This is a genomic window from Cuniculiplasma divulgatum (assembly GCA_031200235.1).
GTDB lineage: Archaea > Thermoplasmatota > Thermoplasmata > Thermoplasmatales > Thermoplasmataceae > UBA509.
On the sequence record CP133595.1, the window covers coordinates 1,816,460 to 1,835,594 of the forward strand.

Below are 19,135 nucleotides of genomic sequence, written 5' to 3' on the forward strand. Positions count from 1 at the left end.
GGGTATTTTTATGCAGTCCGATTCTGGCAAGATAAATAATGGAATTACTTGTGTTATAATCACAAATCACCAGATTTCTGAAATAAAGTCGCTCAAGACCATACTTGAAATCACAGACAAGGTAATTATAGTCACAAATCGCCGAGAAAATCCATCAACTTCAAACAGTATTCGGATTATTTACTCATCATCACAAAATTATGCCTATCTACGTAATTTAGGGGCATATTGTGCGGAAACAACGCACATACTTGTAATCGACTCGGATGAAATATTGGATGATACTTTTTTAAAAGAGGTCAAACAGATCAGTTATGAAGCGAAAATGTACTGTGTCAATATCAAAACATTTGTGGGAGTCAAGGAGGTCTCAATGGCTCAAAGATACAATCCACGAATATATGACAATAGAGAATTTGTTTATATTGGCCGCGTACACGAAGCTCTTACCGGAAATAGAAATGATTGCATAAAACTCAAAGGCAGTATCTTCAATTTCAGCCAAGAGAATTGGAAGGGCTGGTACGAGAAAGCCAAAAGATATACTTCACAGGAACGTATTGAGGGCAGACTGATATTGAGGTCTATCTATCCTTTCTTCAATTTTTTCAAGATGGAGGGATGGAGGGATGGCCTTACGGGAATGAAATGGACCTTGAAAGCATTCCAGTACATGGCTATGGTTTTTCTATATGGAAAGAGAGGACACGTCACGTTGAAACCAGAGGAGGTTAAGCAGCTTATTCTTACGGAGACGGTATCAAAAGAAGAAAGAGAGTATATTTCTGCGGTTCTATCTAAATACTTCCGTAGCCCAGGGGAACAACATAGCTCAGAGAAGGATATAATATCCTTAGATATGCTTGAACAGATTTCCAGTCCGTTTGTTAGATATTATTGAGGTGAGAATTTCACTGGTGTTTTAAGCAGACTCAGGTTAAACCTTTGTAATTTCAACAATAATACCGCTTGCGATGGATGGGAATTTAGAGAATAATCTGTCAAATTTGACATCTCCCCGTTCATATCCAATTATATGGAAATGGTAAATTCCCTTCTTTTGAAGAAATTCCACCATTGCTCTTTCAGTGAATAACCGGATATGCCCGACCGGTGGAGAGCCGTTCCCAAGAAATTTAAATTTTCTACCAACAACCTCTTCTGTACTTACCTCAATGTTGATGGGAGCCATACCAGCAAGTAATAAAATTCGGTTGTACCAAGAGGCGAGGTTGGGTGTAGTTATTATAATCTTTCCGCCACTCTTGGTAACACGGTATATCTCGCGTATTGAAAAGTCAGGGTTTAGTAGATGTTCGATCAGCTCACCCATGTATACAAGGTCAAAGTGATTGTCAGAAAAAGGCAAAATTTCATGGGATAGGTCTAGGGAAATGGACTTGAACCCAGCATCCTTTGCCTTTGTAACCGACATTCTGTCGATGTCAACAAGAATATAATTCTCAGGATGTAACTCAATTTCCGAGGTCAAAAAACGCGCCACTTCCACTGATTCAAATCCTAAGTTTAACATCTTTCTTGGCTTGACTTTCTCAATTAAGGTCTTACATTTCAAAAGTCTAGGTAGAGAAACCAATGCTATCTCATCAGAATTACCATAGTTTCCCCAAAATTTTTCATGAATGTTCTCGTAAAATTTCTGTTCTTCCTGTTTCATATCCTTTCCCTCCGAAGCAATACAACAAATATCATAATTATAAATAGATAAAGAATTATTACATAATATGCATATTGTATGTACACTAGAGATGGTGCGGAGATAGAATAATTGGATCCAGTTACATTTGAAAAAAGAGCAAGGCCATCAGTAGTAACGATAGCTTGATAGGACCCATTGGAGGTTGTTAGAATAAATGATTTAACTGCACCCACGTTATAAACGACATAATTTCCTTCTAATGATTTAATTGTTGAGTTCTTCACTACAATCAAGTAAGCAATGGATATATTTCCCGTAACTATGAGTGAGTGGTTTATATTAAGAGCCACTGTTCTAAACTCTCCTGTAGCACCTGAAATATTTATACCGTTCAGTGAACCGATGCCAGAGACGGAAGCATAAGCAGTCCCGTTGATTTTTTGAAAACCGAAGAATGTGCCAGTTGAATTAGTTACATTTAGAAAATTACCTAACGGAAGGTTGGGAAAGAAAGGCGAAATAGATGGATAAACACTAAATGTCATATTTATATTAGAAATAGTAAATTCACCAGAAAAAACGCCTTCTATCATGAAAGTAAAATACTTTGTTCCTGGGGGAGGGCTCACAGTGAAATTTTCATGCGTTAGGTTGTTCGGTGCAACGATTGGGAATAGCTGATCCATGACAGCCTTCTGTGTAGCATTTAATCCAATGGCAGCTACATACAATACAGACCCTTTATCAGTGCTATTTAATATATTAAATGAGATACTTGACAAAAAAGGTAGATTTCCAGTGAATACTCCATTTGTCAATCCTTCTGCTGGTGGACCGCCATATTCGACTGAGGCCTCTGAAACGTTTTTTGATGAGAGACCAAAACTACCTCCGGAAATATTGGTAGTAAAATTACCAAACCAGTCAGTGGTCACATATCCTCCGTCGTTTTCATTATTGCCAGGAGTCTCATTGAATATTGCACTATGGGTATCAATGAAACTGTTGGAATAATATTTTCCTATGCCATTTAATTTCAGATTGCTTACGTTTTGTGGTGTTCCCATGAATTTAACATTTCGTATAAGATAAGAAGGAGAAATAACGTTTATTGCATTGTTCACTGAATTGACACCAAATCCAACCCCATATCCAGGTTGGTTAGTGGTCGAAACGTTGATTCCCACATTCCTAAATAAATTATATATGTATGGGAAGTCCTGTAGACTTGAATTCCTCAACAGTAGTGACGATTTGTAAAATAGGCCATCGACTTCGTTAACCTCGTAAATGTATACGCTTGAATCATGAAATGCAATACTTAGGCCCGAAGATTTGTTAAGAAAGTTAAGTGTACTATTGAAGGTATATTGTCCAAAATACATGTAGTAGAGTTCGGGTACATTGTTTGCAGGGTAGAAAAGTGGCTGGGTAAAATTTGTTATGTGGTATACTACAACAAACTTAACGCTATGAGAAATGAGATATGGAGACAAATCCGAAGTCAGGAAATGGCTACCTAGGTAGGAAAAACCGGGAAGAGAAATGGGGTGCATTGTCGGTGGATTGCTTAAACCTATTGGCCAATATACGTTAAAAGAGCCGTTCTGACTCATAATATAATCGTATCCTCTCATATATGAATTGGGCACCATGTATGGTGAAAATGATCCAGCGTTTGGCACTCCATTATATATCCGGTACGAATTGTCTGCTCTAGCGGGATAGAACGAACCGTTAAAAGCCTGCCAGTCCGCAAATATCATTAGAACTATAATAATAACTACAATAATAGCTAGGAATTGATGCTTACTAGACCTGTTCCTGATTCTGAAAGTGATCTTTTTTGCTCGAACACTCTTAAGTATTATCCCATGTAAGATATCACCTCCATATTTAATCCGAGTTGAGGTGCTCTTATCCTTTTCCTCTTGCACTAGCAGCACATTATATAGTGTCAATGGAAAAAGGATGAGGTATCCGGATGCGATTATCATAAGAAAGTGACCTGGAAGTGAAAAAGATGTGGCAATACTTTCACCTACATATGGTAATAAGGTAAGATCGGATACAACGTTGAAAAGAATAGGAATTGTTCCATAAACTGATAAAATTATACCAACTATGATCAACACAAATAGCGGTATTGAAAATCTGATGGTGCGTCTAAAGATTAAAGACGCAATGGCGACTAACGGAATGAAAAATACTGCAAACAGCCACAATGCTGTAATAAAACCACTTGGCAAAAGTATTTGTGTCGGGAATAAAACCCCAGGACTTCTGGATATAAGATTCCCTAGTAGCATTATGGAGGGGGGGCCGAACGTCATTATTGACCAGGCATGCCCAAGGAGAGCCAATGAGAGCCACCATATGTGGTTACCTCCATTGAAATAAACCGAGCCTAAGCTTCTGTAAAACACTATTGACGATCCTGGCAATGCCAAATCCGACAATGAATATTGCACCAATATGAGGGCAGGTAATGAAATAACAACTGCAATCATTAAGCGTTTCATAGTTTGAAGTATTGATTTACGACCCATTGAAATGAACAAAACGATTACGATTGAAATTATTGACATAATATAATAATCCGGGTCAAGAAATATTGTGAGAGACAATAAAACACCAGTCAGCAAGGAATATTTTATGTCGCTTTTGAATGTCCATACAGCAAGAATCTCAATTGAGATAAAAAGCATGATAAGATCATCAGAGAAAAAACCACCATCGACGAGGTAATTAATGGCAACAAGATTTGAAAATGCAAAAATTGCAGCAGAATGCTTTATAATCTCAGAATTCAATCTATTTAATTTTCTTCCTGTATTATTAGTGATTGTCTTTAAAAAGAACTTTGCAAAAATATAACATCCAATACCGAACAAATATAAACCATAAAAAAGATAGATACGCTCGATGGTCTGCATATTTTTTGTAAACGCTATAATAATTAAATATGGCCACGAAATAAAGTCTCGAGTCAAGCTGAATAAGGAAACAGCAGTACCCTCTACAGACAAAGAAGGGACATAAACAATGTTACCATATAAATTAGGAGAGAGGGGCCAGCCAACATCCGCATAACCCAAATAACCCGGAGTAAAGAGTGTAACTCTTAAAGCCAGAACAACCATTAAAAAAAGTATCACTAAATCAAGTGGAGACGGGAAATACTCCTTTAGTATTCTTTTGCTGACATTCCAGATACTAAGGTCTCTTTTAATCACCTAATTCTCATTGATTAAATATTAATAAATGTTACTGATCTGCACCATAACAGAACTGGAACGAATTACTCGTAATTATTTTGAATACTTGGCAATTCATATACTTGTACCGTATAAGGTTATGGTCAACATGGGCCCGAAGTTTTCAATTTGTATACCTGTGATCAGTAATAAATATATCGAGGAATGTTTAAGTTATATTTTTAGGAGTAATTTTCAGGACTTTGAGGTGATAGTAAATGATTCATCTAAAGATTATTATGTTAGTGATATTATATCTGAGTATGATATTAGAATAATTAAAAAACACACCAAAAGTTTCGAGAGCAGGATGATTTCGGTTTTGGCTTCGTCTGGTAACAGGATCTTGATACTTGATGATACCAGGCTTGTCTCTGATACTCTTTTCGAGAGACTAGATACTATGTCCGAAGATATAATAGCCATTGGGGAGAAAGATATTGGAAGTGGTCTTCTGATAAGGCTTTCAAACCTTGATAAAAAGGCAATTGTAGTGAATAAAAATAAGCTGAATCCGGTTAAAAACAAAAGTGTAATACCCAGGCTTTACAAAAGAGATATTATTGTCGAGTCTCTCAATAGAATAAAGGCAAGTCTGAATCCAGAAATCCTTAACAATATAGTTGGACTTGATCTTGAAATTATTTATTTCGAGGCATTCAGAATTTCACAGAGCATCGGATATATCTCATCCCCGGAAATCTTACATTATGGAGATGAAACTGTGAAATCAGTCTTTCGCAAATACTACAGATATGGATACACGCAAAAAATGCTGAGAAAAACTGTTTATTCCCAATTAGCAAATATTTCTGGTCGAACAAGATATGGATACGCTATTGGCGATAGAATTCTAAGTATTCCTCTACAAGCGATAAGAGGTTTTCCATTCATTTTGGGCTATATTTCAGGAAGTAACACGGTTACAAAAGACACGGTTAAGAAATGAAATTGGTAAACATCATTATTCAGTTCTTACAAAACAATTGTTCAGCCTAAAGTATCACACCAAAAGTTATTTACCTTTAACACTACCAAAGGAAGGTTACATGAAGATCCTTTGGCTTGCACACCGTGATCCACTGAACCCAAGGGCTGGTGGTGCCGAACGAATAATCTATGAGGTTGGGATGCGCCTTATAAAAAGTGGTCATCAGGTCTCAGTTCTGGCAGGCGGCTGGAAAAACTGTAAAAGAGCTGAAATTCTGAATGGAATCCACGTAATGAGATATGGCTACCGCGTTGGGCCCCATATAGCCCTGCTCGTGCACCTTTTGAAGCACAGATATGATGTCATTATTGCTGATTTGGGTCATGCTGTGCCTTGGATATCCCCAGTCCTGTTGAGGAACAAGACCATAGTTTCATTTTTGCATCTACACGCGAGGTCACTTCCAGGACAGGTTGGAAGGTTACTTGCGTATTTTATAACTGCTTTGGAGAAATTGTACTTCATAATTTACCATAATTCACATTTTGTAACCATTTCAAATACATCATTTGCTGATCTAGAAATTCTGGGGATAAAATCAAAAAATATCTCCATAATACGCCCGGGTGTGAATAGTGAACTGTTCCACCCTGCAATAAAAACCGGATATCCTTCAGTTGTTTATTTTGGCGGTATGCGTCCGTATAAAAGACCCGAAGAGTCACTGTATCTACTGAGAGAACTTAGAAGTCAAATTACTGATCTTAAGCTCACAATGATAGGCGACGGATTTTCCAGGCGAGGCCTTGAAATGTTGTGCGAGAAACTGAACTTAAAAGAAAATGTAACATTTACAGGTAAAATCTCCGATAGTGAAGTAGCGGAGATTGTCGCCTCCTCTTGGTTAAATATCCACTCATCGATTACAGAGGGCTGGGGCATCTCCATAATTGAAGCCGCATCGGCCGGCACACCTACCGTTGCGTTTAAAGTACCAGGGGTTTCTGATAGCGTGGAAAACGGTTTAAATGGCATAACCGTTGAGAATGGCAACAGGCAATCACTGACTGAAGCTGCACTGGAGATCCTGAGAAATCCCGAAAAATGGTGGTCTTCCTCTGTTGAAGTCGCAAAGAAGTATTCATGGGACAAAACCGCGGAATTGTGGGAAAAGCTGATCAAAGAAATAACTGATGATCGCAGCAACAAATAAGTTCCCGGGAAATCATAATATATAATATTTTCAATCCCCTTAGATGAAAGCGGTAATCACTGGCATATCAGGTCAGGACGGGTATTTTCTTTCGCAGTTACTCCTGTCGAAGGGATACGAGGTGCACGGCATTTTGCGCCGGAATAGCTCAATGACACAGGGGACTGTAGATCTTCTGCCTGAGAGTTTCAGAAAACAGATCATCATTCACTACGGTGATATAACGGATGGAAATTTTCTCTCAAATCTTCTTTTGAAGGAGAAACCTGAAGAACTGTATCATCTGGCTGCACAGAGTTTTGTTGGATACAGCTTTCAGAACGCTCTTTCCACATACGATGCCAATATCGGAGGCACCCTTAATGTCTGCAATGCTGTGAAGGATTCATCTCCCGATACAAGGATGTATTTTGCTGCCACATCAGAACTGTTCGGGCAGCCAAAGGAGGCTCCACAGAACGAAATGACGCCATTCTTTCCTAGGAGTCCGTATGCAGTATCGAAACTTGCAGGCATCTGGACAGTGAGAACATACAGGGAGGCATACAAATTGTTCATGTCGAACGGCATACTATTCAACCATGAATCAGAAGTTCGCGGACCCGAGTTTGTGACCAGGAAGATATCAAAATCAGTTGCCAAGATATATAACGGCTCAAAGGAACCGGTCGTACTAGGAAATCTCTCCGCGGTGAAGGACTGGGGATATGCCAGGGATTATGTGGAAGGCATGTGGATGATGCTCCAGCAGGACTACCCAGATGATTTCGTTCTGGGTACTGGAGAATCGCATACAGTCAGGGAATTTGCCGAGGCTGCATTCAAGGAGATTGACATGGATATTGAATGGATTGGCAGCGGGATGAATGAGGTCGGGTTATCAGAAGGTATGACAAGAGTTAAGGTCAGCAGGGAATTTTATAGGCCTTTGGAATCTGATAACTATCGCGCAGACTATTCAAAGGCTAAACAAACCCTTGGGTGGAAGCCAAAAACCAACTTCAGGGATCTGGTAAAAATAATGGTGAAGAACGATATAGACCTCACGGGATGACATCGGGACCTTTTAAGCATATAAACTGAGACTATCATTCACTATGCCGGCATCCTTCTGGAATGCACAACTTCAGTGCTTTCATTTCACACGATTGTTTTATTGCCCCGTACGGCCGGTATACGGGACACCGTATGGGCAGATATACGGAGCGGTGTACGGACATACCGGCGGCGGTACCAGTCAGCGTACGGAAAAGGACACATGACGGTGAACCTATTATAGGGGAGGTATTCCCTGCCACATCAGCGGCTGAGAATTTCCAGAAACTGCAAATTCACGCCGACTCGCCAACGGGAATTCGGATCGGATTTCGGGCTGGCTGGCAAAATTTCCGTACAGGCTTCTGACATGGCATCTCGCATGTTGTTTCATGGGGTTCCGGTAATGATTGGACATCAATAAAAACTGAACGGATTAGAACCGAAAATGGAAGTTTGATCTGTAAAGCATACAATAACAGATTCAATTATGCTCCGGAATTGCACTGTGCGATTATGAAAATTACAAGCTTTCCTTTCTTTAATTGTAATGCAGACCCTGAAAATTTGGTTCGGAATTTCAATGTAAATATAAATACAATAAACTGTTATTTTTCACATGGACATTCAAACGCTGCGGAAAGTAATAGAACTCTACCTCAGGGGATTTGGCTATCAGGAGATATCAAAGCGCACTTGCATTGCCAGATCCACTGTCCAGGACACAGTGAACAGATGGAGGGAGGGCCAGACAGGCTGTGGAAAAATTGAGGCAGTACACAGGCTCTGTTGTGAGTATGAATGATCTCCAGGATGTCATCAGCAGGCAGAATGAAATGAAAAAGGATCTGGAGACTTCGATAGACGTACTGAACCGGAAGCTTGCCGGGAACCCGTTGATATTTCTCGCTGCACCCAGCGGATCATCGGGCAGGGTTGAGGTGGGATCAATCAGCATACAGGACCTGGTGGCACGGATAAGATCAGGTTCCGGGTCCGTGGAAATGCAGACCGGTAACGGAAAGGTATCGCTTGACACATGCACTGCAGTCATGGAGTTACTGGAAATGTATCTGGATCCGGCCACGCTGGAAATGCTCAGGAAGGCCTGGAGGGAGTCCGTTATCAATAAGACTGATAAACATGAAAAGGCCGGTATGACAAGGTACGGAGGGCTGGTCAATAGGGATCAGATGGGGGGAAGGAAGGGGTCAGGATGATTTCATCTGCATTTCCTCAGCATGGGATGCGAGGATTGAAGCTGCCATGACACACGCATAGTCTCTAGGGTCTGATAATCCAATACTCAGAAGCCTCTCCATGGTCTCAGCCGCAAGGTCAGGAATGCTGTCCTGGAATTCATGCAGAATGCCATTCATCATGGCATCATGGGATAGAAGATCAATGAGGAATTCAACCGTATTCCTGAAATCTTCATCAACAGCATCGAGATGGCAATCCGCATTCCGTTCCGCCATTGCGAAATCAATACATTCATTTATATAAACTATACCCACGCAGCTGCTGCACGTCTGGAAATTCCTTCCTGATTGTGTCAAGAATGGATGCAATCCTCTTCCCCTTCTCCGTAAGGGATATGAAAAACACCCTCCTGCCCTGCATTTCCTCCCTCATGGCTGTGATGCCCTCATCCGTCAGTGTTTTCAGCAGCGCGTCAATGGTGTTTATGGAGGGGCCGAAATCCATGATCTGCATCTTTTTCACCTCTCCCCTGTCGTATATGCCCAGGATAACCGAAACTGCATGCTTCTCGGACAGCGTCTTCACTATCATAATTCATGATTGAATATGCATTCTTAATGGTTATGATGCACAATCAAGCTTGATGGCGGATACCTTATATACATGTAATGCATGCATGGATCATGGATATCAAACTGGAGGGCTGGACATTCATGCCCAGCTATATGGCAGAGGCCATGAATGCAAGGCTTCGTGAGATATTTGCGGGAATGGCTGAGAACACGCACTTCATAATCGGGGGTGAGAAGCCCACGCTGCTCAAGGCAGGAGCCGAGCTCATCATGATGCAGATGGGGCTGATATTCCGCTCTCGCGTTCTATCCCACGGGCACAGCACAGGAGAGTTCATTGCCGAAACCGTGATATATCGTGATGGCACTGAACTGGGCAACGGCCTGGGCTATGCGGTTGTATCGGATCACGGCAATGATGGGAATGTGGCACTGAAGATGGCAAAGAAGAGGTCATACATCGATGCTGTCCTGAGCGTCACGGGCGCTTCTTCAATATTCACTCAGGATTATGGCGAATCCGGCGATCCCATAACAAGGAACCAGCTCTCATACATCTCCAGCCTCGCCAGGGGCAGCCAGATCCCCGATGATGTCATGGACGCCATGATGCATGCATGCGGCTCCGAAAAAATTCAGGAGATGTCAAAGCAGCAGGCATCAAGGCTCATTGATTCCATGCTGAAGTACATCCACAGCGGGAACCATGGCGGAAACAGGTGAATTTTATATATTCTCCTTCGCATATACATGTGTGCAGAAAGACCGCAGCCTGAAGCTTCTTGACGATCTTGATCTCGTCATGGCGCAGATCATCAGGGAGAGCAAAACTGTCAGGAGGGATGCAGGGAAGGCCATGAAGCTCATGGCATCCGGCAGGACACGGAAGGCGCTGAAGCGCATATCTCGCATCAGGAATGCAGACATGGATGAACTTATGTCATACATGAAGGGCATCATAAACCAGATGCTCAGGTGAGTGAAATTTTTATCAGTGCTGGTCATGATGCACAATGGAGAAGAAGCGCATATCGCTGTCAATACCTGCTGATTTATACGACAGGCTGGAGGACATAAGGGAGAAGAGGCAGCCCATGTCCGGGCTGATATCGGATATCCTGCATTTTTATGCGGACAACCACGGGAATATACTGACGAAAGACGAGCACATCGAGATCATTGGAAAGAAGGACAATGTCATTCAGGATCTGAGCAGAAGCATTGACGATATGAATGCCACGGTGAGCGGGCTGACGGAGAAGATCAGGTCCGTGTCGCATGAACTGGGCATGGCTCTGGATGAGGTAAAGCAGAAGGATAATGATTTCAGGGAGATGCGTGACGACCGCAACAACATTGCAAGCATCAACAGGGTGCTCCAGAGCACCATTGAGGAGCTCAGGGAGGAGAATGAAAGCCTACGCGAGAAGGCGAACGGTAGGAGGATCTTTGGCAGGGATCCGGGAAAATAATAATACAACCGCAATATTTCCATTGGCATGGGCAAAAGATTTCTCATCACGGGCGGAGAGGGATTCATTGGAAGGAACATCCGGAAGTATATTGCTGATCACGGCATGGATGCGTCAACGCTGGATATTTCGGGAAATCCCGATTACATGATATCTGTCACAGATTTCACTTCCCTCATGAAGATTGAAAATCGCTTCGACGGCATATTCCACATGGCAGCGGTAACATCACCTCCGCAGTTTGAGGACGATCCGCTATATGGATTTCAGGTGAACGCAAACGGCACCCTGAATATTCTGGAGCTTGCCAAGCGGAGGGGAATCGGGAGAGTGGTGCTTGCATCATCCTCGGCAACGTACGGCGACACTGGAAAAGTTTCTGTGGAGGATAACCTGCCTCAGGCATATTCCAACCTTTATCCGGTGACTAAGATAGTGGACGAGCACCTGGCAAGGTACTATTCGGTCAGAAATGAGGTGGAATGCATCTCCCTGAGATATTTCAACACCTATGGTCCAGGGGAGAACACCAAGTCGCAGTATGCCAGCGTCATATGGCGCTTCATCAAGGCAATACACAGCGGGGATAGGCCCGTGATCTACGGTGACGGCAAACAGAGGCGGGACTTCATATATGTTGAAGATACTGCAAGGGCATCAGTTCTGGCAATGCTGCATGGATCACCTGGTGAATCATACAACGTAGGAACCGGCGTTAGCACAACATTCAATGAAATTTTCAACACTGTCAGGGAGGAGATGCATTCTCAGGCGCAGGCGGATCATGTGCCAAATCCGCTGAAGAACTATCAGTATTTCACACAGGCGGATATGACAAAGACCGCAAGGGACATTGGATTCAAGCCGGAATTTGATCTGAGATCTGGAATAAGGAAGATGTTGCAGAATGATATTAAATCCATCTGAACTTCCTGTGGTAAAGCTTAACGAGGAATTGTGGAATATGCGCATAGAGCGGTGAATTCCGGATTCTGAATGCAACCAGCGAAATGCCGAAGCTCATTGCCATGGATAAGGGATTGAGTTTTCCGTCGTCGGCATGAGTGTATTCGGCCGGCGTCTCCGTAATGCGCCCGCCCATCTTTTTTATATGATACAGAAGTGCAACATCATACGATGCGTTTGTTACTGTTACTCTGCGCATTGCACCAACAAAGAAATCGCTCCGGAACAGTTTATAGCCGCTCTGTGTGTCTGAGACACTTAAGCCGGTAATAGATCGGACAATTATGTTGAAGCCCCGGCTCAGGAAACGCCTCAGCAGTGGTATCTTGTTTTTTCCGGTATAACGGGACAGAATTACGGCATCACTCTTCTCCAGCCGCTGTATCGCCTCGACGATATCGATGAAACCAATGCTGTTGTCTGCATCCATAATTATGGTGAATTCGCCGTCAATTTTTGGTAGCACCCTTTTGATTGCACCGCCTTTCCCACTTCTTTCATGGCTCCGATCAATACTAATAAAATCATAGGTTTCAGCAAAATTTACTGCAATATCGTATGTGGAATCGTTACCGTCAATTGCAACAATAACATCCCAGGGAAGCTTGTTTTCAGAGATGAAGCGGCATATGTCATTCAGAACTGGAGAAATCCGTTTTTCCTCATTGTATGCCGGTATAATGACGGTAAATCTCTTCAGATATATATCAGGAATCTCTTTTTTCTTCTCCGAATGTGTGAAGTCTGGCTGGTGAACTATCTGGTATGTTTCCAATATTAAGTGACATATTGGCATTATTTAATAATTTTCCCTGTCTTATTTCAATCAATGAATATTTTCGTATGATAAAATTCAGGAATGATGTTACCTTTACAGAATCCTATGCCATTACCTGGATATCCTTGGGGTGTCCAAACTTGCGTCAAACAACGAGGCCCAGTATTTCCCTATTTGATCTTTGTCTTATATGATTGATCGGGACAATTCAGTTGTATACCACTTTCCTTTCGTCAACAGCAACCTCATAGTTCCTGTTGCTGACATACCGGATATGCTCACAATGGATTATCTCCTCCAGAATGGAAAATGTCCGCTCTATTTCCAACCTTAACCTGTATCTGGATTTCTCCCTTTCCCTAATGATTATTCCCTGCTTCCTGTTGAATGCCAGGTTATGTGGAACATTCCATAGATCCTTGGACACTCTATGTCTCATTTCCGTAAGTAAGAAAGAGTGCACAAATGCAGTGCGGCATAAATTTTTAAACATAACATAATTATCTTAAGGTTGGCTATAGCACAGGGGTTAAAGACAGGACTATCTGCGGTAATAATAACTAATTCGAAAATCAGTGCAATTAAATCGCTAAACAGACTTTTGGAAGTTACTGAACATATCGTTATAGTTACTAACAGTAAAGAGGATTTGGCGCCTAATGAAAACCTGAAAATAATTTATTCAAAATCACAAAACTATGCTTATCTACGTAATCTAGGCGCATATTATGCAAATACCACACATATTTTCGTGATAGATTCAGACGAACTGGTGGACGACACCCTGATAAATACGCTCGAAAATTTGGACTTCAGATTCAGGCTTTATTGCGTTAGGGTGAACATGTACATTGGTTCATATAAAATGATGATGACCACTAAATATGGGCAAAAATTATATGATAAAAGATATTTTTTCTATATTGGGCGGGTTCACGAAGGCCTCTTTGGTTCTGTTAAAGATTGTGTTAAAATAAATGGAGATATAAGTAACTTTAGTCAGGAAGATTGGCAGGAATGGCACCGAAAAGCCAAGAGATATACTGCCCAAGAATCAATTAGGTGGGACTTGATAACGAGGGCAACATATTCACTGTATGTCTTTTTCAAACATCAAGGCTGGAGAGACGGCCTATTAGGAGTTAAATGGACAATAAGAAGTCTGCAATACATAGCTATGACTTTAATTTACGGGCGGAAAGGATATATAACGTTAAATCCACAAGATATAAAGTCCCGCCTATCCGCGTCTGAAATTTCCCAAGATGAAAAAAATTATATCAGTTCCGTTATGAAACAATACTTTGATGAAGATAAATCCTTTCCTCTACAAGACATGGATTCGGTTACGTTGGATATTCTGGAACAGATCTCAAGTCCATTCATCAGTTATTCTTAATGAAAACAGCCAATGCAATACTTACCCTATCCAAATTTAGAACTTTGGAATCTCTTTGATTATTGAATCTGCCCTGGCACCACTGTTTCCAAATACGTACTGGCCAGTGCCACATTAAGATGATTATGATAGAAGTGAAACCGTTCAAATGACCCATATCATGAATGAGTTCCAGGGTATCGTCTGTGAGCCACTCTAAAGTGGTTAGTGAGGTCAGGCGTCTGATAGGTTCATTCATAAACTAGTAAATACACGGTCCTTCTTGAGAATCCCTAGGGGAAATCCACCTTTGCCCTTGTTCCAAATATTCTCACGGCCTTCACGAAGAATGCTTCTGCGCCTTATTTCTTCGGCAGTTTGTCACAATTATTAGGATTTTTTTATTTGGTATGAAACGGATACCTACGTGATATGAATAAAAATTTCGCTAATTTAGAGAAAAGTCAAATATACATTATCACATTATTAATACACTTATCTTAGGATATACGGGCATATGAAATAAAATTGGTTCATCCTACAATATTGGGGATAGAATAATAATGGGTGTTCCATTTCATTGCCATGGATGACAGGAAACTTGTTGAAGATCTGTACTCAATCACCAAACCATGGTTTGTTTCAAGGATCACACTCTCTCCAGACAGCCTCAGGCTTGACGCCTATCTTGATCATGAGGAGAACTGCAGATGGCAGTGTCCTGTCTGCAGTAAGGAATACTGTATCTCTGACCATGTGAAAGAGAGGATATGGCGGGATCTTGACAGTGGTATATACCAGGTCTATATTCATGCCAGAATACCCAGGGTGAACTGTATTGAACATGAAAAACTGCAGGTCACAGTTCCATGGTCAGCGAAACATTCCAGGTTCTCAATGCGTTTCGAATCCCTGGCACTGGGAATCATTAGGAACATGGATATCATGAATTCATCCATGATTCTGGGAATAACGTGGAATATGGCACATGGCATCATGGGGAGAGCAGTGGAAAGAGGCCTTGCAAGAAAATCATCCGTGCCGGAACGCATGGGCATAGATGAAAAATCGTATGGAAAGAACCACCACTACATGACCATAATATACGATCGGGATTGATCCGGGGTGGATCATGTGGAATTCGATCGTAAAGAATCATCCCTTGATCAGTATTACAGGAGCATTGGAGATAAGGCATCCTGTATCAAGGCAGTATCCATGGACATGTGGGACCCGTACATAGCATCCACCAAATCACATGTGAATGATGCAGAATCAAAGATCATATTCGATCGATTCCACATAATGAAGCACATGAATTCAGCTGTGGACGATGTTCGGAGATCCGAGTCAAGAACTGCAGAGGCAAAGGATCTGCTTAAAAGATCAAGGTACATTTGGACATATTCTCAGGAGAATCTGCCTGAAAGATACAGGGAAAGATTTGAACTGCTGAAGAAATCCGATCTGAAAACTGCAAGGGCCTATGCCATAAAGGAGAATCTCAGGAATCTCTGGCAGTCGTCCACAGAGGAGGAGGCCAGATCATTCTGGAATGACTGGTACATGTGGGCACTGCATTCCAGACTGGCACCTGTGGCCAGAGTTGCAAAGATGATGAAGCACTACCTTTACGGAATACTTTCGTTTTTCAAACATCATATAACCAACGCAATAGCAGAAGGCATCAACTCAAAGATTGCAACAGTCCAGAAGATGGCCTATGGTTACCGGAATAAAGAAAATCTGAAAACTGCAATATACTTCCACTGTGGCAATCTGGACATGGGGTTCTAATTTCTATGAAGAAATATACGTCCCCAAAAAAGTGGGAAGAACCATAAAATTAATAAGCGGCAGAATGTTGACATGCCGTGAAAGTGCCGTTTTCTAGACCCGTCATTAATGAAACGATGATTAATGCAGCAATTGAATGTCTCCGCAATGATAGGCTTGTTGGGGGAAAATCAGTAACTGAGTTTGAGAACAATTTTGCTGAATATGTAGGAACAAAGCATGCAGTTGCCGTGAATAGCGGAACAGCTGCACTGTTCTTGTCATTAAAGTCTCTAGGCATTGGCGAAAATGACCTAGTTTTGACACAATCTGCAACATTTATAGCAACTGCTAATGCAATAAGTCAAACTGGAGCTAAACCAATTTTTCTTGATATAAATAACCATGATACCACCATTTCATTACAGCAGCTTATAACTGCAATCAAGAAATATGGGCAAAAGATTAAGGCAATTCTCCCTGTGCATTTATATGGAAGGACTGGAGAATTAGGTCCCATTTTAGAAGTCGCGTCTGACTTTGGAATTCCAGTAGTTGAGGATGCCTGTCAGGCACATGGAGCTACATTCAAGAACAAGAAAGCAGGAAGTTTTGGAGAACTTGGTGCATTTTCTTTCTATAGTTCCAAGAATATGACTGTTGGTGGTGATGGCGGCATGGTAACCACAAATAATGAAGAGTTAGCCGAAAGTATTCGAATTTTGAGGAATCAAGGGAGTTCCAAGGAGAATAGATATAAAAATGACGTGATGGGTTACAATTTTAGGCTAAACTCAGTTAACGCATCAATAGGAAATGTTCAGCTACATCTTCTAGATTCATGGAATAAGAGGAGAAAGCAAGTAGCAACAATCTATCATAAGCGTTTTGAGACTTTTGAGAAAATAGGTCTACCCCCCGCCGACAGTGATGATATCAAGTCGTCTTGGCATATATATTCGGTCAGGATAAAACAGAGAGAAAAATTGATTAATTACCTGAAGTCTAAAAATATCGAAACTGGAATTCATTACCCGATTCCCGTCCATCTTCAGGTGCCATATGTCGAGAATATGGGGCAATATCATTTTTCATTAGAAAACACCGAAAAATGGGCCAGTGAAAATGTTAGCCTGCCGATATATAATGACATTACTGATGAAGAACTGGAATATGTGATTGAAGTCACAAGAGATTTTCTCGGTGAAAATTATTGAAAATAGGAATTATTGGAATTGGTTACTGGGGAAAAAAAGTCGTCTCGGAATATATCTCACTGTTATCTGACAACCTAATTGATGGTTTGGTCCTTTACGATAATGAAAACAGCATGACGGATAAATTCAAAGGCATTAGCAACCTGGAAATAGCGAGCAGTATTGATGATCTCCTGGACAGAGTTGATGGGGTACATATTTGCTCTCCAAATGCCACACATTTCGAAATAATTATGAAAGCAATGGAAAAAAATGTGAACGTCCTTGTTGAAAAGCCGATAACAACAAATTCGGATGATGCCTTCAGACTTCTAGAAATCGCACTAGCAAAGGGTCTAGTCTTTCAGGTCGGGAATATTTTCAGGTTCTCTAATGCAATGGTGGAGATCAAGAAATTGTTAGATGACGATACGATCGGAAATGTAGTCCATCTATCATTCATTTGGGATCATATCTCACCGAGTCCCAGTTCATCCAATGAAGATGTCATTTGGGACCTGATGCCACATATCCTTGATATGATTAACTTTATTCTTGGAAGCTGGCCAAGAGAAATTGTTAGTGTTTCAACTAAAAGAGATGGTATCGGGGAAACTGTCAACAAGAGTTCTGATGTCTTACTGTACTACGGAAACAATGTTTACATTAATGTAAGAATCAGTCTATCAAGCCATAAAACAACTAGGCAGATTGAAATTCAAGGCAAAACTGGTACAATTGTGTTTAATCCTGTAGCTCAAAATGGCTGGCTCTACAGATCTGGAAAGCAACAGGAAATAGTTATGGAACCAAATAATACAATTCTTGCAGAAATAAAGAACTTCGTTGAGTGTATTGCTGAGAAGAAAATAAAAATAAATTCGGCACATCTTGGTGCTTTAATAATCAAAGAAATCGAGGCAATTAAGCGAGTTGAGGAAATTGAACGATCAAAGAAGGTTTAGATCAATATTCGAGTGTGACATCGGCGAAAGTACCGTAATACATGATTTTGTTGACCTTTATAAATGTAAAATAGGGTCCAACAGTAAGATTGATTCTTTCGTTTACATTGAAGAAGATGTTGTTATAGGTAATTTCGTTAAGATTCGCCCCTTTACATTCATTCCAACCGGTGTGACAATAGGCGATTATGTTTTCATAGGTCCAAATGTAACATTTACTAATGATAAATATCCCAAGATAGGAGAGGAATGGCAACTTCTTCGTACGAATGTAGAGGATCATGTTTCAATTGGAGCGGGTTCCGTTATCCTACCGGGAATAAATATTGGAAAGCACAGCATGATTGGCGCCGGCACCATTGTTACCAAAGATGTGCAGCCAGGAACAGTTGTGACAGGAAATCCAGCCAGACCCCGGCTGCAGGGCAAGCGAAATACAATAAGTGCAGAGAAATCCAAATCCAAATTAACACGTTGAAAAACATGCGCAAGACTACAGACATAAGATTTGAATCTTTTCGCAACTTAATTAATATAGGCAATATATGACACTATGAGTTCAGGCATCATCATGAAGCATCCAAAGGTATTGAGAATGCATTTACGAGATACATTGAACGCATCTCGCATTCATTCAATGGTTATCTTCTTTCAGGAAAATTTATCAGGGAATTCCCCAGTTGATTATCCAGTTGTAAGGGAAAGATTCAATTGGAAAGCATCGAAGTGATAA

General features: G+C 41.1%; 22 protein-coding genes. 16 read left to right on the forward strand and 6 right to left on the reverse strand.

Annotated features, from left to right (window positions below):
• The first annotated feature begins 10 nt into the window (after positions 1-10).
• Positions 11-901 (forward strand): hypothetical protein, encoded by an 891-nt coding sequence (locus RE469_09540; protein ID WMT44430.1) that lies wholly within the window; start codon positions 11-13, stop codon positions 899-901.
• 36 nt (positions 902-937) lie between these two features.
• On the opposite strand, the gene RE469_09545 is transcribed toward RE469_09540, so the two are convergent.
• Both RE469_09545 and RE469_09550 read right to left on the reverse strand, forming a co-directional pair.
• Entirely contained in the window at positions 938-1,678 is a 741-nt protein-coding gene (locus RE469_09545; protein ID WMT44431.1) for a class I SAM-dependent methyltransferase, read from the reverse strand.
• Positions 1,675-4,896 carry a hypothetical protein gene (locus RE469_09550; GenBank protein WMT44432.1) on the reverse strand — a complete coding sequence of 1,074 codons (3,222 nt, stop codon included), beginning with the start codon at positions 4,894-4,896 and terminating at the stop codon, positions 1,675-1,677. Before RE469_09550 ends, RE469_09545 begins: the two co-directional genes overlap by 4 nt.
• Before the next feature lie 229 nt (positions 4,897-5,125).
• Here RE469_09550 and RE469_09555 point away from each other — a divergent pair, with 229 nt between their 5' ends.
• The 5 genes from RE469_09555 (at position 5,126) to RE469_09575 (ending at position 9,316) form a co-directional block, all read left to right on the forward strand.
• Positions 5,126-5,866 (forward strand): hypothetical protein, encoded by a 741-nt coding sequence (locus RE469_09555; protein ID WMT44433.1) that lies wholly within the window; start codon positions 5,126-5,128, stop codon positions 5,864-5,866.
• 100 nt (positions 5,867-5,966) lie between these two features.
• Positions 5,967-7,061 carry a glycosyltransferase family 4 protein gene (locus RE469_09560; GenBank protein ID WMT44434.1) on the forward strand — a complete coding sequence of 365 codons (1,095 nt, stop codon included), beginning with the start codon at positions 5,967-5,969 and terminating at the stop codon, positions 7,059-7,061.
• Between the two features lie 43 nt (positions 7,062-7,104).
• Positions 7,105-8,115 carry a GDP-mannose 4,6-dehydratase gene (locus RE469_09565; protein ID WMT44435.1) on the forward strand — a complete coding sequence of 337 codons (1,011 nt, stop codon included), beginning with the start codon at positions 7,105-7,107 and terminating at the stop codon, positions 8,113-8,115.
• 600 nt (positions 8,116-8,715) lie between these two features.
• On the forward strand, positions 8,716-8,901 hold the full coding sequence (locus tag RE469_09570) for a helix-turn-helix domain-containing protein (protein ID WMT44436.1): 186 nt from the start codon (positions 8,716-8,718) through the stop codon (positions 8,899-8,901).
• Positions 8,894-9,316, forward strand: a complete 423-nt coding sequence (locus RE469_09575) for a hypothetical protein (protein WMT44437.1) — start codon at positions 8,894-8,896, stop codon at positions 9,314-9,316. Before RE469_09570 ends, RE469_09575 begins: the two co-directional genes overlap by 8 nt.
• On the opposite strand, the gene RE469_09580 is transcribed toward RE469_09575, so the two are convergent.
• On the reverse strand, positions 9,308-9,574 hold the full coding sequence (locus RE469_09580) for a hypothetical protein (protein WMT44438.1): 267 nt from the start codon (positions 9,572-9,574) through the stop codon (positions 9,308-9,310). The genes RE469_09575 and RE469_09580 overlap by 9 nt on opposite strands.
• A gap of 16 nt (positions 9,575-9,590) precedes the next feature.
• Positions 9,591-9,890, reverse strand: a complete 300-nt coding sequence (locus RE469_09585) for a hypothetical protein (protein ID WMT44439.1) — start codon at positions 9,888-9,890, stop codon at positions 9,591-9,593.
• Between the two features lie 92 nt (positions 9,891-9,982).
• Here RE469_09585 and RE469_09590 point away from each other — a divergent pair, with 92 nt between their 5' ends.
• The 4 genes from RE469_09590 to RE469_09605 are packed head-to-tail and all read left to right on the forward strand — an operon-like array spanning position 9,983 to position 12,270.
• The gene (locus RE469_09590; protein WMT44440.1) at positions 9,983-10,594 is read left to right on the forward strand and encodes a hypothetical protein; all 612 of its coding nucleotides are present in this window, start codon (positions 9,983-9,985) and stop codon (positions 10,592-10,594) included.
• Positions 10,595-10,625: 31 nt separating this feature from the next.
• On the forward strand, positions 10,626-10,850 hold the full coding sequence (locus RE469_09595; protein WMT44441.1) for a hypothetical protein: 225 nt from the start codon (positions 10,626-10,628) through the stop codon (positions 10,848-10,850).
• A 34-nt stretch (positions 10,851-10,884) separates the two neighbouring features.
• Complete coding sequence (locus RE469_09600) at positions 10,885-11,343, forward strand: hypothetical protein (protein WMT44442.1); 459 nt, start codon at positions 10,885-10,887, stop codon at positions 11,341-11,343.
• A gap of 27 nt (positions 11,344-11,370) precedes the next feature.
• Entirely contained in the window at positions 11,371-12,270 is a 900-nt protein-coding gene (locus tag RE469_09605) for an NAD-dependent epimerase/dehydratase family protein (GenBank protein WMT44443.1), read from the forward strand.
• On the opposite strand, the gene RE469_09610 is transcribed toward RE469_09605, so the two are convergent.
• Positions 12,257-13,084 (reverse strand): glycosyltransferase, encoded by an 828-nt coding sequence (locus RE469_09610; protein ID WMT44444.1) that lies wholly within the window; start codon positions 13,082-13,084, stop codon positions 12,257-12,259. The genes RE469_09605 and RE469_09610 overlap by 14 nt on opposite strands.
• Positions 13,085-13,295: 211 nt before the next feature.
• Positions 13,296-13,514: a hypothetical protein gene (locus RE469_09615; GenBank protein ID WMT44445.1), complete on the reverse strand. Its 219-nt coding sequence runs from the start codon at positions 13,512-13,514 to the stop codon at positions 13,296-13,298.
• A gap of 84 nt (positions 13,515-13,598) precedes the next feature.
• Between RE469_09615 and RE469_09620 the strand changes: the two genes are divergently transcribed.
• From RE469_09620 to RE469_09645, 6 genes are all read left to right on the forward strand, one after another.
• Entirely contained in the window at positions 13,599-14,486 is an 888-nt protein-coding gene (locus RE469_09620; GenBank protein ID WMT44446.1) for a hypothetical protein, read from the forward strand.
• A 564-nt stretch (positions 14,487-15,050) separates the two neighbouring features.
• Positions 15,051-15,584 (forward strand): transposase family protein, encoded by a 534-nt coding sequence (locus RE469_09625; protein ID WMT44447.1) that lies wholly within the window; start codon positions 15,051-15,053, stop codon positions 15,582-15,584.
• A 15-nt stretch (positions 15,585-15,599) separates the two neighbouring features.
• The gene (locus tag RE469_09630; GenBank protein ID WMT44448.1) at positions 15,600-16,262 is read left to right on the forward strand and encodes an ISL3 family transposase; all 663 of its coding nucleotides are present in this window, start codon (positions 15,600-15,602) and stop codon (positions 16,260-16,262) included.
• A 77-nt stretch (positions 16,263-16,339) separates the two neighbouring features.
• Positions 16,340-17,458 carry a DegT/DnrJ/EryC1/StrS aminotransferase family protein gene (locus tag RE469_09635; protein ID WMT44449.1) on the forward strand — a complete coding sequence of 373 codons (1,119 nt, stop codon included), beginning with the start codon at positions 16,340-16,342 and terminating at the stop codon, positions 17,456-17,458.
• Positions 17,455-18,402 (forward strand): Gfo/Idh/MocA family oxidoreductase, encoded by a 948-nt coding sequence (locus RE469_09640; GenBank protein WMT44450.1) that lies wholly within the window; start codon positions 17,455-17,457, stop codon positions 18,400-18,402. The genes RE469_09635 and RE469_09640 overlap by 4 nt, the downstream gene beginning before the upstream one ends.
• The gene (locus tag RE469_09645; GenBank protein WMT44451.1) at positions 18,380-18,880 is read left to right on the forward strand and encodes an acyltransferase; all 501 of its coding nucleotides are present in this window, start codon (positions 18,380-18,382) and stop codon (positions 18,878-18,880) included. The genes RE469_09640 and RE469_09645 overlap by 23 nt, the downstream gene beginning before the upstream one ends.
• Positions 18,881-19,135: the final 255 nt, after the last annotated feature.

What these genes read in the sequence shown, in the direction of transcription:
- RE469_09585 (WMT44439.1), bottom strand. Translation starts at nt 9,890, where the DNA reads ATGATAGTGAAGACGCTGTCCGAGAAGCATGCAGTTTCGGTTATCCTG.
- RE469_09580 (WMT44438.1), bottom strand. Translation starts at nt 9,574, where the DNA reads ATGGCGGAACGGAATGCGGATTGCCATCTCGATGCTGTTGATGAAGAT.
- RE469_09565 (WMT44435.1), top strand. Translation starts at nt 7,105, where the DNA reads ATGAAAGCGGTAATCACTGGCATATCAGGTCAGGACGGGTATTTTCTT.
- RE469_09625 (WMT44447.1), top strand. Translation starts at nt 15,051, where the DNA reads ATGGATGACAGGAAACTTGTTGAAGATCTGTACTCAATCACCAAACCA.
- RE469_09605 (WMT44443.1), top strand. Translation starts at nt 11,371, where the DNA reads ATGGGCAAAAGATTTCTCATCACGGGCGGAGAGGGATTCATTGGAAGG.
- RE469_09570 (WMT44436.1), top strand. Translation starts at nt 8,716, where the DNA reads ATGGACATTCAAACGCTGCGGAAAGTAATAGAACTCTACCTCAGGGGA.
- RE469_09590 (WMT44440.1), top strand. Translation starts at nt 9,983, where the DNA reads ATGGATATCAAACTGGAGGGCTGGACATTCATGCCCAGCTATATGGCA.
- RE469_09575 (WMT44437.1), top strand. Translation starts at nt 8,894, where the DNA reads ATGAATGATCTCCAGGATGTCATCAGCAGGCAGAATGAAATGAAAAAG.
- RE469_09540 (WMT44430.1), top strand. Translation starts at nt 11, where the DNA reads ATGCAGTCCGATTCTGGCAAGATAAATAATGGAATTACTTGTGTTATA.
- RE469_09600 (WMT44442.1), top strand. Translation starts at nt 10,885, where the DNA reads ATGGAGAAGAAGCGCATATCGCTGTCAATACCTGCTGATTTATACGAC.
- RE469_09560 (WMT44434.1), top strand. Translation starts at nt 5,967, where the DNA reads ATGAAGATCCTTTGGCTTGCACACCGTGATCCACTGAACCCAAGGGCT.
- RE469_09545 (WMT44431.1), bottom strand. Translation starts at nt 1,678, where the DNA reads ATGAAACAGGAAGAACAGAAATTTTACGAGAACATTCATGAAAAATTT.